13 protein-coding genes are annotated in these 13,721 nt (G+C 35.5%); 5 read left to right on the forward strand and 8 right to left on the reverse strand.

What is annotated here, in order from left to right:
- Positions 1 to 62: 62 nt before the first annotated feature.
- The 6 genes from BZARG_RS14185 to BZARG_RS14210 all read right to left on the reverse strand — a co-directional run bounded on the left by BZARG_RS14185 (position 63) and on the right by BZARG_RS14210 (position 6,007).
- Positions 63 to 1,277, reverse strand: coding sequence for an aminotransferase class V-fold PLP-dependent enzyme (locus tag BZARG_RS14185; protein WP_008639713.1), 1,215 nt, complete (start codon positions 1,275 to 1,277; stop codon positions 63 to 65).
- Positions 1,278 to 1,414: 137 nt separating this feature from the next.
- Positions 1,415 to 2,728 carry a Fe-S cluster assembly protein SufD gene (gene sufD / locus BZARG_RS14190; protein WP_008639441.1) on the reverse strand — a complete coding sequence of 438 codons (1,314 nt, stop codon included), beginning with the start codon at positions 2,726 to 2,728 and terminating at the stop codon, positions 1,415 to 1,417.
- A 121-nt stretch (positions 2,729 to 2,849) separates the two neighbouring features.
- A complete protein-coding gene (gene sufC, locus BZARG_RS14195; protein WP_008639708.1) occupies positions 2,850 to 3,605 on the reverse strand; it encodes a Fe-S cluster assembly ATPase SufC in 756 nt (251 codons plus the stop codon).
- Position 3,606: 1 nt separating this feature from the next.
- Positions 3,607 to 4,038, reverse strand: a complete 432-nt coding sequence (locus BZARG_RS14200) for a hypothetical protein (protein ID WP_008639476.1) — start codon at positions 4,036 to 4,038, stop codon at positions 3,607 to 3,609.
- A gap of 19 nt (positions 4,039 to 4,057) precedes the next feature.
- Complete coding sequence (gene sufB / locus BZARG_RS14205) at positions 4,058 to 5,503, reverse strand: Fe-S cluster assembly protein SufB (protein WP_008639646.1); 1,446 nt, start codon at positions 5,501 to 5,503, stop codon at positions 4,058 to 4,060.
- Between the two features lie 174 nt (positions 5,504 to 5,677).
- On the reverse strand, positions 5,678 to 6,007 hold the full coding sequence (locus BZARG_RS14210; RefSeq protein ID WP_008639540.1) for a HesB/IscA family protein: 330 nt from the start codon (positions 6,005 to 6,007) through the stop codon (positions 5,678 to 5,680).
- 370 nt (positions 6,008 to 6,377) lie between these two features.
- Here BZARG_RS14210 and thiL point away from each other — a divergent pair, with 370 nt between their 5' ends.
- On the forward strand, positions 6,378 to 7,424 hold the full coding sequence (gene thiL / locus BZARG_RS14215; protein ID WP_008639455.1) for a thiamine-phosphate kinase: 1,047 nt from the start codon (positions 6,378 to 6,380) through the stop codon (positions 7,422 to 7,424).
- Here the strand turns inward: thiL and BZARG_RS14220 are convergent.
- Positions 7,421 to 7,705 (reverse strand): hypothetical protein, encoded by a 285-nt coding sequence (locus BZARG_RS14220; RefSeq protein WP_050807319.1) that lies wholly within the window; start codon positions 7,703 to 7,705, stop codon positions 7,421 to 7,423. The two genes, thiL and BZARG_RS14220, sit on opposite strands and share 4 nt — an antisense overlap.
- Before the next feature lie 61 nt (positions 7,706 to 7,766).
- Positions 7,767 to 8,540 carry an alpha/beta fold hydrolase gene (locus BZARG_RS14225; protein WP_008639565.1) on the reverse strand — a complete coding sequence of 258 codons (774 nt, stop codon included), beginning with the start codon at positions 8,538 to 8,540 and terminating at the stop codon, positions 7,767 to 7,769.
- Between the two features lie 75 nt (positions 8,541 to 8,615).
- On the opposite strand from BZARG_RS14225, the gene brnQ reads away from it, so the two are divergent.
- The 4 genes from brnQ (at position 8,616) to BZARG_RS14245 (ending at position 13,692) form a co-directional block, all read left to right on the forward strand.
- Positions 8,616 to 9,896, forward strand: a complete 1,281-nt coding sequence (gene brnQ / locus BZARG_RS14230; RefSeq protein ID WP_008639642.1) for a branched-chain amino acid transport system II carrier protein — start codon at positions 8,616 to 8,618, stop codon at positions 9,894 to 9,896.
- A 350-nt stretch (positions 9,897 to 10,246) separates the two neighbouring features.
- The gene (locus BZARG_RS14235) at positions 10,247 to 10,924 is read left to right on the forward strand and encodes a succinate dehydrogenase cytochrome b subunit (RefSeq protein WP_040288906.1); all 678 of its coding nucleotides are present in this window, start codon (positions 10,247 to 10,249) and stop codon (positions 10,922 to 10,924) included.
- Between the two features lie 14 nt (positions 10,925 to 10,938).
- The gene (locus tag BZARG_RS14240) at positions 10,939 to 12,936 is read left to right on the forward strand and encodes a fumarate reductase/succinate dehydrogenase flavoprotein subunit (RefSeq protein ID WP_008639789.1); all 1,998 of its coding nucleotides are present in this window, start codon (positions 10,939 to 10,941) and stop codon (positions 12,934 to 12,936) included.
- Positions 12,937 to 12,945: 9 nt separating this feature from the next.
- Positions 12,946 to 13,692 carry a succinate dehydrogenase/fumarate reductase iron-sulfur subunit gene (locus tag BZARG_RS14245; protein WP_008639696.1) on the forward strand — a complete coding sequence of 249 codons (747 nt, stop codon included), beginning with the start codon at positions 12,946 to 12,948 and terminating at the stop codon, positions 13,690 to 13,692.
- The last annotated feature ends 29 nt before the right edge of the window (positions 13,693 to 13,721 follow it).

Below are 13,721 nucleotides of genomic sequence, written 5' to 3' on the forward strand. Positions count from 1 at the left end.
AAAAAGAAAGCCAAACTGTTTTAAGCTAATCTTCCCACACTAAATATAAGATAAACCTAATGTTAAGCTAACATCCTTTGTGCTGTTTTAACCCCTGAAACCAAGGCGTCCACTTCTGCTTTGGTATTGTAAAATGCAAAAGAGGCTCTAACGGTTCCTGGAATATTAAAGAAACTCATAATTGGCTGTGCACAATGATGTCCAGTACGGACAGCAATGCCCATTTTATCTAAAAGCGTTCCAATATCATAGGGATGAATGCCTTCTAAATTAAACGAAATAACCGATGTTTTATTTTTGGCAGTTCCAAAAATTTTCAAGTTTTCAATTTTCAGTAATTCAGCCGTTGCATATTCTAGAAGTTCATGTTCGTACTTATCAATAGCTTCAAATCCAATGGTATTCATATAATCAATGGCAGCTCCAAAAGCAATTCCTCCACAGATATTTGGTGTTCCTGCTTCAAATTTATGAGGTAAACCAGCGTAGGTTGTTTTTTCAAAACTCACTTCAGCAATCATTTCGCCACCACCTTGATATGGCGGTAATTTATTAAGCCACTCTTCTTTCCCATAAAGCATGCCAACGCCAGTTGGGCCACACATTTTATGAGCTGAAACTACATAAAAGTCTACATCCAACGCTTGCATATCTGCTTTTATATGCGGACAGGCCTGCGCGCCATCCACTAAAACAGCAGCGCCAACCTGATGCGCCTTGGTTATTATTTCTTCAATTGGATTAATGGTTCCAAGTGCATTGGAAATATGATTTACAAAAACCAACTTGGTTTTTTCTGAAAGCAATTGATTGTAATCTGCCATAATCAATTCGCCATCAGTATTCATGGGAATCACTTTTAATGTAGCACCAGTTTTTTCACAAAGCATTTGCCAAGGCACAATATTACTATGGTGCTCCAAGGCTGAAACTAAAACTTCATCTCCTTTTGTTAATATGGAGGCGAAACCATGGGCAACTAAATTTATGCCATGAGTGGTGCCAGCTGTCAGAATAATTTCATGAGCTTCTTTGGCATTAAAATGTTTTTGAACGGTTAGTCTGGCTGCTTCGTATTTATCCGTAGCTTCTTGACTTAAGGTGTGCACGCCGCGGTGAATATTAGCATTGTAATGCGTGTAATAATCTACAATAGCATCAATAACCTGTTGTGGGGTTTGTGATGTAGCTGCATTATCCAAATAAATTAACGCTTTGCCGTTAACTTCTCTTTGAAGAATGGGGAAATCTTTTCTTATTTTTTCTACGTTAAACATAATTTTGTTTTAAAATAGCCCCGATAGTAGTGCTTTCCTTTTTGCTTTTTTAGCAATCAGGTAAAAACGAATAGCGGGAAATAGCTACAAAAAGAATAGTTTATTTCCCGCTAAATGTAATTATATTTATATTTTAACTACAGATCGAAACCAATATTTACACCCAATTTATTAGCTATAATTTTGGTGATACGTTCCTTAATTTCAGGAATTTTAACCGAACTCAATACGTTATTACTAAAGGCAAACATAAGTAACGCTTTGGCTTCTTTTTCAGGAATACCACGGGAACGCATGTAAAACATAGCGCTTTCGTCTAGTTGGCCAATAGTACAACCATGAGTACATTTCACGTCGTCTGCAAAAATTTCTAATTGCGGTTTGGTATTAATACTCGCTTTATCACTTAATAAAATGTTATTGTTAGCTTGAAATGCGTTAGTTTTTTGCGCTTCTTTGCTTACGAGCACTTTACCATTGAAAACACCTGAAGAACTATCAGCATAAATGCCTTTGTAGTCTTGGTGACTTTCGCAATTTGGCTCAATATGATGCACCAATGTGTTATGATCTACATGTTGCTTTTTACCAATAATTGTTACACCTTTTAAAGTAGAATCAATACGTTCGCCATTTTGAAAGAAACTCAAATTGTTACGAGTTAATTTTCCACCAAAAGAGAATGTGTGAACAGAACTATGACTTTCGCGCTTCTGATTCACAAACGTGTTGTCAATTAAAGAGGCGTTTTCGTTATCATTCTGAATTTTATAATAATCTACAATTGCTCGCTTGTTTGAATATATTTCGGTGACACTGTTGGTTAAAACGGGATTGTCCGTTAAACTTTGGTGACGCTCGATAATTTGTACATGCGAATTTTCATCCACCACAATTAAATTTCGTGGTTGTAACATTAAAGCCGATTCGTTTCCAGTTGCAAAATGAATAATTTGAATTGGTTTAGCAACCAGTTTGTTTTTCGGAATATGAATATAAGCACCTTCTTGCGAAAACGCCGTATTCAAGGATGTGATACTATCTTTACCAGCAATTTTATTGAAATAATTTTCAATAATTAAACGGTATTTTGGTTTGTTTAATGCTGATGACATTAAGCATACATCAATTCCTTCGTGTGTTGTTTCAGATAAATACGATGAGTATTTTCCGTCAACAAAAACAATTTTATAGGTGTCGATATCGTGGATAAAATATTTTTTTACCGCTTGGTAATCGATGTGATTTTCTTGCTTTGGAAATACGCTATAATCGTGTTTTAAAACACTTTTTAAAGAGGTATATTTCCAGTCTTCATTTTTTTTACCCGGGAAACCATCGGCTTCAAAGGTTTTCATCGCTTCACTTCTAATATCGTGTACTGGCGAATCGACATCAATACGATCTTCGAAAGCCATAAATGAGGTTACTAATTTATCTTTTAATTCCATGTTTTTAAGTTTTCAGTCTCACTTTTCAGTAAAATAAAAAATAGACTGTTTGCCATTTTTGAAAATTTTGAATATTCCGGATTCAGCTTATCTATTGCCAAGCTTTACAGAAAGCAAACTTTTACGCGTTTGCTTCTTCTTCTTTAATCCAGTCGTAACCTTTTTCTTCAAGCTCGTATGCAAGTTCTTTGGTTCCCGTTTTTACAATACGACCATTATGAATTACATGAACAAAATCTGGAACAATATGATCTAATAAACGTTGGTAGTGTGTAATAACAATTACTGCATTGTCCTTGCTTTTAAATTTGTTGACACCATCGGCAACAATTCGTAACGCATCAATATCCAAACCTGAATCGGTTTCATCTAAAATAGCCAATTTAGGTTCTAACATAGCCATTTGGAAAATTTCATTACGTTTTTTCTCACCACCTGAAAAACCTTCGTTTAAAGAACGTGATAAAAACTTTCTGTCGATTGCTAACATTTCCGATTTTTCACGAATCATTTTTAGCATCTCTTTTGCCGGCATATTGTCAAGACCTTTTGCTTTACGTGTCTCGTTAATGGCTGTTTTGATGAAATTGGTTACAGAAACGCCTGGAATTTCAATAGGGTATTGAAAGGATAAGAAAATACCTTTATGTGCACGTTCTTCAGCGTCCATTTCATCCAGGATATCGCCTCCGAATGAAATAGAACCTTCAGTTACTTCATATTCTTCTTTTCCAGCAATTACAGAAGCTAGCGTACTTTTTCCAGAGCCGTTAGGCCCCATAATAGCGTGAACTTCACCTGGTTTTACTTCTAAATTGATGCCTTTTAAAATGGCTTTGTCGTTAACACTTGCGTGTAAGTTGCTTATTTTTAACATGTTATTTGGATTCCAATTTTACTACATTATTGGCTTCAGGTTTTGAGGCTGAAACACTTAAAATTTCTTTTATTTCTATACGAAAAGGCCAGCCTTCTTCGTTTTCTGGTTTAGATATAACTTTACCTCGAATGGATACTGTGGTATAATCTGTCGCTTCTTTTTTGTAAGCTTTCGCCATTTTATTGAGTTCCGTTACTTTATCATCGAGAACAACACCATAGATTTCACGATTTGTTTGTAAAACGGCTGCATCACCGTAATAAACAAATTCACCTTGCAATAAGGTTAATCCATCACTTTGTTTTTTGGTGCGATCAGGTCCATCCAATTCACTAGATTCTATTTCCTGAATGGTTTCATCAGTTTTACTGTCATTTTTACAGCTAGTAAAACCTAGAGTTATAAATAAAATAAGGATTAATTTTCTCATAAAAAGCGTTTTCATTTAATTATCCTACGGATCCTTCTAAACTAATTTCTAATAGTTTTTGCGCTTCTACAGCAAATTCCATTGGTAGTTTATTTAATACTTCTTTACTAAAACCATTTACAATAAGTGCAATGGCTTTTTCGGTATCAATTCCACGTTGGTTACAATAGAATATTTGGTCTTCACCAATTTTACTAGTGGTGGCTTCGTGTTCTATGATGGACGTTTTATTCTTCGCTTCAATATATGGGAAGGTGTGTGCGCCACATTCATTACCCATTAATAAACTATCACATTGTGAAAAGTTTCTGGCATTTTCGGCACGTGATGCAATTTGAACCAAACCTCTATATGAGTTTTGTGATTTACCTGCTGAAATACCTTTAGAAATAATGGTCGATTTAGTATTTTTTCCTAAATGAATCATTTTGGTTCCTGTATCGGCTTGCTGGTAATTATTAGTAACGGCAATAGAATAAAATTCACCAACAGAGTTGTCACCTTTTAATATACAGCTCGGATATTTCCATGTTACTGCAGAACCTGTTTCTACTTGTGTCCAAGAAATTTTTGCGTTCTTTTCACAAATACCACGCTTGGTTACAAAGTTGAAAACACCACCTTTTCCTTGATTGTTTCCAGGGTACCAGTTTTGTACGGTTGAATATTTTATTTCAGCATCGTCCATAGCAATAAGTTCTACAACTGCCGCATGTAATTGATTTTCATCACGACTTGGTGCTGTACAACCTTCTAGATAACTTACGTAACTTCCTTCATCTGCTATAACCAGTGTTCTTTCAAACTGTCCAGTTCCTGCTTGGTTAATTCTAAAGTAAGTTGATAATTCCATCGGACAACGAACGCCTTTTGGAATATAGCAGAAAGATCCATCACTAAAAACAGCCGAGTTTAAAGCGGCATAGAAGTTATCTGATTGTGGAACTACTGTTCCTAAATGTTTTCTTACTAATTCAGGATGTTTTTGGATAGCTTCGGAAATACTCATGAAAATAATTCCCTTTTCACCTAGCGACTTTTTAAAACTTGTTGCTACCGAAACAGAGTCGATAACCACATCCATGGCTACACCTGCAAGCATTTTCTGCTCGTCCATAGAAATACCTAGTTTCTTGAAAGTTTCCAATAACTCGGGATCTACTTCATCTAAACTGTCGAGTTTTGGTTTGGTGTTTGGTGCAGAGTAATAGGAAATTGCCTGAAAATCGGGTTTTTCGTAATGCACGTTAGCCCAATCTGGCTCTTCCATGGTCTGCCAAATGCGGAACGCTTCAAGTCGCCACTCCGTCATCCATTCAGGTTCTTCTTTCTTTTTAGAAATAGCCCGAACAACATCTTCATTTAAACCAACAGGAAATGTTTCAGATTCTATATCTGTATAGAAACCGTATTCGTATTCCTTGGTTTTTAATTCTTCTCTTAAATCGTCTTCTGTATACTTCATTAATTCAAAGTTTGGTGTTCAAAATCCAAAGGTGCAAGGGGTTAAATTTTAAACTTGCGTCCTTTGAAATCACTCTTAATTAAATAATTTATAAAATCTGAAACCATTTGACTTTATTTTAAAGTGTGGGTTTTCAGTTTTAAAACACCTTCGTTTCAGGAAGGTTAGTATGGGTTATAGTGAAAAACTTTCACCACAACCACAGGTTCTATTGGCGTTTGGATTGTTGAAAACAAAACCACTACCGTTTAATCCGCCAGAATACTCTAGCGTTGTTCCAATTAGGTATAAAAAGCTTTTTTTATCAATAATGATTCGAATACCATTATCTTCAAAAACTTTATCACCCTCTGCTTGGGCTTTATCAAATTTTAAATCATAAGATAAACCAGAGCACCCACCACTTTTTACACCAACACGAACATAGTCAGTTGCGGCATTATAGCCGTCGTCGCTCATAAGCTCGGAGACTTTCTTTTTTGCTGTTTCAGATACTTTTATCATAACCTTAATTAGATTTGCTCTAAATAGAGCACAAATATACAACATAAGTCATGGATTTCCGCATAAGATGACATGATATTAATAGATCGATGTATAGATAATACTTATACACTCCAAGGAATAGTTGATAGTCTAGGATAGCCTGAAAATAAAGAGGTTTTATTATGAATTAGGTTTTATGATATACTCGAAAAACAGCGTTTTTGTAAAATTGAGAACATTGTTTATGCTTATAAATAAACTTTAATATTAATTTAGATTTTATAAGTTTCTTTAGGTTTTAATAAGGAATTTAAATTCGATTGTATTAAAAAGTAATTTATTAGATTTCCATGCTTGCAAATAGCTGAAAGCTTCTTATTTTTGTGCTATGATAGAAGATAAAAATCAACAACGGACCCAATTGGAGGATTTAGGAGAATTTGGTTTAATAGACCATTTGACTGCAAATTTTAAAATATCGCAAAAATCGACAATCAAAGGAATCGGTGACGATGCTGCTGTGCTGGATTTTGGTAAAAAACAAGTTGTTGTTTCTACAGACTTATTAGTAGAAGGTGTCCATTTTGATTTGAGTTATGTGCCATTAAAGCATCTGGGATATAAGGCTATAATGGTCAATTTATCTGATATCTACGCTATGAATGCTTCGGCGACGCAAGTAACGGTTTCTATTGCTGTGTCCAACAGGTTTCCTTTAGAAGCACTTGAAGAATTGTACGAAGGAATTCATGCGGCTGCCAATGTTTATGGTGTTGATGTTGTGGGTGGCGATACCACATCGTCCACTTCCGGATTGTTAATTTCGGTAACTGCCATTGGTGAAATAGATAAAGATGAAGCGGTGTACAGAAGTGGGGCTAAACCTAATGATTTGCTGGTGGTAACTGGCGATTTGGGAGGTTCATATATGGGATTGCAAGTTTTAGAACGTGAGAAAGAAGTATTCAAAGTAAACCCAAACAATCAGCCAGATTTAGATCAATATACTTATATAATTGAAAGACAACTAAAGCCAGAGGCGCGAAAAGATATCATAACGTTATTAAAGGATTTAGATGTAAAGCCAACCGCTATGATTGATATTAGTGATGGTTTGTCTTCTGAAATTTTACACTTATGCAAGCATAGTAAGGTTGGTTGCGATTTATATGAGGATAAAATCCCATTAGATCCGCAAGTCATATCAACATGCGAAGAATTTAATATTGATAGTACAACCGTTGCCTTAAATGGTGGTGAGGACTATGAGTTGCTTTTTACTATTTCGCAAGATGACTTTCCTAAAATACAATCCAATCCTAATTTTAGTGTAATAGGGTATATGCAAGAGGAAAGCGCGGGTATTCATTTGGTAACACGGGCTGAAACTAAAATTCCAATAAAAGCACAAGGCTGGAAAAATTTTAAGGGTTAGGCGATAATAGGAGGGCCTAAATCGCTTTCAGTAAATATTGGAGGAGCTAATCTTGCAGTTCGTCTATTATAAACTTTTTCCAAGGTATTATTTATCTCTCTGAATTTAGGTGTTAGAATTGTTAATTTTCCGTTACTGTTGGTTGTTGCCTGTTGTTTGCACGTTTTGCATTTGTATTCTTTAACGTGAAGTGTTACGTTTCGTGAAATTTTAAAATCATGCCCGAAAATATTACAATATACCTTCGGGATGAAAGCAGGTTTTTGGTTAATAGTATTCATGTTTTTGGTTTGGTTATGATAAAATTAACAAAAATTATAGAATAACCGATGAAAACACAAATTATTCGATGAAATGCATTATTTTATTTAGGAATAAACTTTTATTTTCAATATGACTCATATGTCCATCCGGAAATACAACATATGTGCTGTTTGTTTCAATAGCTTCATTTATTTGATTTTTATACTCAATAACAGAATCTTTTCGTCCAATTATCATCAGTTTTGGAAAGTTTGCTTTCTTGAAAAACGCTGTTTGATCTAATCTAATTTTCATGCCTTCCAAAGCAGCAATAATTCCTTGTAAAGGTGTTTTTAAAGCTTCTCCCTTTATAAAAGTGATTTCTTTCTCAAGTATTGACTGATTTTCAACTGTAAATAAATTTGCAACAGCCAAGCGCACAAAAATGGTGTAATTCTTTTTTACGGCTAAAATAGCGCGATCTCTATTTTTTTTACGTTCAGAACTATCCTCTTTACATGTGGAGTTTGCTAAACATAATTTTAAAACTTTATGCGGAAATTGCTCTGCAAAAGCCAAAGCCACATAGCCGCCCATGGAATGGCCTATAAATATACTTTTATCTATATGTAATGAATTTAAAACGGCATGCACGGTTTTTGCCATGACTTCCATGCTGTGAATATAACCTAGACAACCTGTTTGGCCGTGACCTAATAAGTCAATAGTAATCACCCTATTTGTTTTTATAAGTTCTGGTAAAATATACCGCCACATCGTGCTGTTTTCTAAAAAGCCGTGAAGCAACACAATAGGTGTTCCTTGGCCTTGGTCCGTGTAAAAAACAGACGTTCCTTTATAATCTAATGTCATTTTTAAAGTATCTTCGGCAAAGATAACAGAGTTTAAATTTTAAAAGATTAATCCCTTTTGTTTTTCTGCAATTATATGAATAAAACCAAACAAACACTTATTGTCGCTTTTGCGCTTTTCTCCTTATTTTTTGGTGCTGGTAATCTTATCCTACCACCGTTTTTAGGTGTGCAGTCTGGAGCAAATTGGTATTTTGTAGCTTTTGGCTTTGCTTTAACCGCTGTTGTTGTTCCTATATTAGGGATTCTTGCACATGCGAAATTGCAAGGAACTATGTTCGATTTTGCTAAAAAAGTCTCACCGCTGTTTAGTTCTATTTATTGTATAATTATGTACAGTATTGCGGTTGCGTTGCCTGCGCCACGAACAGCTTCCGTAACTCACGAAATGGCAATTGCACCTTTTTTTAGTATTCCAACAATAGTAACAAGCTGTGTTTATTTCGGATTAGTCTTTCTGTTTGTCATGAATCGTTCGCGGCTTTTAAATTTAATTGGGAAATATCTGACACCGTTAATTGTAATAATATTACTAGTCATTATTGGTATAGGTATTTTTGCGGGTTCAACAGAAACAGTTGCAACGGTTGTAAGTTCGCCATTCAACCTAATTACATCAGGTATTTTAGAAGGTTATCAAACTTTCGATGCTATTGCAGGCGTAGTGGTCGGCGCTGTTATTGTGGTTTCCCTAAATGCAAGTACAGAAGGAACTTATGCGGAAAAGAAAAAACTGATTTCACAGTCTGGCTTGATGGCTGGTTTTGGATTATTTGTTATTTACGCTGGACTTATTGCTTGTGGTTATTTACTGCAGTCTAGTTTTCCGGAAAACGCTTCCAGAACGGAGGTGTTAACCAGTTTAAGTCAGTTGACATTGGGCAGAATTGGTACAACATTTTTAAGTGTTTTAGTCGCTTTAGCTTGTTTTACAACCGCAGTTGGTATAATAACAGGTGCATCGGATTATGTGAGTAGTTTGTTTAAAGGTTCTAAAAAAGTATATACGATAACAGCAGTCATAAGTTCGGTAATTGGTATATTAGTTGGAAGTTATAATGTGGCTTTCATTATTGACGTGGCCTTACCAGCGCTCATGTTTATTTATCCTATTACCATTATATTAATCCTTTTAAATGCCGTTCCTGAAAGGTTTGCTTCTAAAACCGTTTTTAAAGGCGTTGTGCTTATTACATTTATATTTAGTGTTCCAGATTTTTTGAAATTTTTAGTTTCCATAGAGTACTTGGAAAATATCACTAGTATAATTCCATTAGCAAATTACAGTTTGGGTTGGGTTTTACCTGCTTTCATTATATTTTTAATATTGAATGCAATAGAAAGAAAAGAGCCATAATAATTTAAAATGAAGAGGTTCTGTTCGATTTTTTATTATTTTGAATTCATTAAATCTACTAACTTTTAGGGTTTATGATTGACATAGTCATATTTCTAACGAATCTCATAGTCTTTTTCTTTGTTTACGTGTTTTGACTTTCCAATTAGTAAAAAGAATTAAGTTTCATTTAGAATGTGCTGAATGAAATCAACTTAATTTCAGGAATTTGTTATGAATTAGAATGCGTTTGATGTTACATAACATTCGTTTCTGTTTAAAATGATTCTAAATACTCATTATTAGTTACGGTATTTTGCCTAAAACTGATTTGAAGCGTATCTTTGCTTGATAAATATTAAACTTCAACGATGAGCGGAATTTTGAATTCTTCGATTGGAAGAAAATTTGCCATGGCACTTTCGGCATTCTTCCTAATGATTTTTTTACTACAGCATTTTGCTATTAACATGTTATCTGTATTCAGTCCAGATACCTTTAATGAGGTTTCTCACTTTATGGGAACCTTTTGGTTAGTGCAATACATTTTTCAGCCTGTTTTAATTTTGGGTGTTATTTTCCATTTCGTTATGGGATTTGTACTTGAAATTAAAAACAATAAGTCTAGGAAAATTAGCTATGCTAAAAACAACGGAAATGCCAATTCTTCCTGGATGAGTAGAAACATGATTTGGAGTGGTGCGGCTATTTTAGCTTTTATCGTTCTTCACTTCATCGATTTTTGGTTTCCAGAAATTAACCTGAAATATATCCAAGGAGATATGTCCGGGTTATTAGCCGATGGTGAAGGTTTTAGATATTATGAAGAGTTAGTTCATAAGTTTGAAAATCCAATCCGCGTTGCAGCTTACTGTTTGGCATTTGTATTATTAGCACTGCATTTAATGCATGGCTTTATGTCTGCTTTCCAATCGGTTGGCGCAAATAACAAATACACAAAAGGATTAAAGGGTTTCGGAAAAGCTTACGCAATAATTATTCCATTAGGATTTATTTTTATTGCATTGTTCCATCATCTTAATAATTAAAAACTATATCTAATATGGCTTTAGATGCTAAAATACCAGAAGGTCCTTTAAAAGATAAATGGACGAATCATAAAAACTCAATTAATTTGGTTAACCCAGCCAACAAGCGTTTAATAGACGTTATTGTTGTTGGTACAGGTTTAGCAGGTGGATCGGCAGCGGCAACGTTGGCGGAATTGGGCTACAACGTAAAAGCATTTTGCTTTCAGGATTCTGCTAGACGTGCGCACTCGATTGCAGCACAAGGTGGAATTAATGCAGCGAAAAATTACCAAGGTGATGGGGATTCTACCTACCGTTTATTTTACGATACGGTAAAAGGTGGCGATTATCGTTCACGTGAGGCTAACGTATACCGTTTAGCAGAAGTATCGGCTAATATTATTGACCAATGTGTGGCGCAAGGGGTTCCTTTTGCTCGTGAATATGGTGGGTTATTAGACAACCGTTCTTTTGGTGGTGTGCTTGTTTCTAGAACATTTTACGCAGCAGGTCAAACTGGTCAGCAGCTTTTATTAGGAGCTTATTCGGCATTAAACCGCCAAATAGGTCGTGGTAAAGTAAAAATGTACAGTCGTCATGAAATGCTAGACGTTGTTATTGTAGACGGAAAAGCACGTGGAATTATTGCTCGTAACTTAGTAACTGGGGAAATAGAACGTCATTCAGCTCACGCTGTTGTTTTAGGAACTGGTGGATACGGAAACGTATTCTTCCTATCTACAAATGCTATGGGATCTAATGTAACAGCGGCTTGGAAAGCTTACAAACGTGGTGCTTTCTTTGCAAACCCTTGTTATACACAAATTCACCCAACATGTATTCCTGTTTCAGGAGATCATCAATCAAAATTAACTCTGATGTCGGAATCGTTACGTAACGATGGTCGTATTTGGGTTCCAAAGCATAAAAAAGACGTAGAAGCTATTCGTGCGGGTACTTTAAAGCCAACACAATTAGAAGAAGCAGATCGCGATTACTATTTAGAGCGTCGTTATCCAGCTTTCGGTAATTTAGTACCTCGTGATGTTGCATCACGTGCAGCTAAAGAGCGTTGTGATGCTGGTTATGGTGTTAACGCAACTGGTGAAGCTGTTTATTTAGATTTTGCTTCGGCATTTATGCGCTACGGAAAAGAACAAGCGCATATTAAAGGTTTAAATGAAGATGATGCTGCACTTGTTAGAAAATTAGGTCAAGAAGTAGTAAAAAATAAGTATGGTAACTTATTCCAGATGTACGAGAAAATTGTAGATCAAAATCCATACGAATCACCAATGATGATTTATCCTGCTGTCCACTATACAATGGGTGGAATTTGGGTAGATTATAATTTACAAACTACAGTTCCCGGATTGTACGCTATTGGAGAAGCTAACTTCTCGGATCACGGTGCTAACAGATTAGGAGCTTCGGCATTAATGCAAGGTTTAGCCGATGGTTACTTTGTGTTGCCTTATACTATTGGTGATTATTTAGCCGATGATATTAGAACAGGTCCAATTCCTACAAATTCATCAGCGTTTGATGAAGCTGAAAAGAGTGTCCGCGATAATATCCAACATTTAATCAATAATAACGGTACCCATTCTGTGGATCATTTCCATAAGCGTTTAGGTAAGATTATGTGGGACAAATGTGGTATGGCTCGTAATGCTGAAGATTTAAAGTCTGCTATTGTTGAAATCGCTGAATTACGTGCAGAATTCTGGAGAGATGTTAGAGTTCCAGGAGTAAATGAAGAATTTAATGAGGAATTAGCTAAAGGATTACGTGTAGCCGATTTCCTAGAGTTGGGTGAATTGTTTGCAAAAGATGCCTTACTTCGTGAAGAATCTGCTGGTGGTCACTTTAGAGAAGAGCATCAAACTGAAGATGGTGAAGCGCAGCGTAGAAAAGAGTTCCAATACGTAGCAGCTTGGGAGTATAATGGAGAGCCAAAAGATGCATTATTACATAAAGAAGATTTGGCTTACGAAAATATTGAAGTGAAAGAAAGAAGTTATAAATAAAAGAAAGCTATGAATTTAACGTTAAAAATATGGCGACAAAAAAACGCTAACGATAAAGGAAAATTGGTTGAATATCCAATAAGTGATATCTCACCAGATATGTCTTTCTTGGAAATGTTGGACGTATTAAATGAAGGCCTGATTAATAAAGGTGAAGAGCCCGTAGAATTCGATCACGATTGTCGTGAAGGAATTTGTGGTATGTGTTCTTTATATATTAATGGTGAAGCACACGGTCCCGATCGTGGCGTAACTACCTGTCAGTTGCACATGCGTATGTTTAAAGATGGTGATACAATCGTTATCGAGCCATTTAGGGCTGCTGCATTTCCTGTAGTTAAGGATTTAGTGGTGGACAGAAGTGCTTTTGATCGTATTCAGCAAGCAGGTGGATTTGTTTCAGTAAATACCTCTGGAAATACAATTGATGCCAATACCATTCCTGTTAATAAACATGATGCAGATACAGCTTTCGATTCGGCAACCTGTATAGGTTGTGGGGCTTGTGTAGCGAGTTGTAAAAACTCATCAGCTATGTTATTTGTAGGCGCTAAAGTATCACAATATGCTTTGTTGCCGCAAGGTCAGGTTGAAGCAACCGATCGTGTTTTAAACATGGTGAACCAAATGGACGCAGAAGGTTTTGGTAATTGCACCAATACTGGAGCTTGTGAAGTGGAATGTCCTAAAGGAATTTCATTAGAAAATATTGCACGTCTGAATCGCGAGTTTTTAAAAGCGAGTTTAAAAGGATAAAATTCTTTGTTAATTCTATACAAATCCCA

The organism is Bizionia argentinensis JUB59, from assembly GCF_000224335.1.
GTDB lineage: Bacteria > Bacteroidota > Bacteroidia > Flavobacteriales > Flavobacteriaceae > Algorimicrobium > Algorimicrobium argentinense.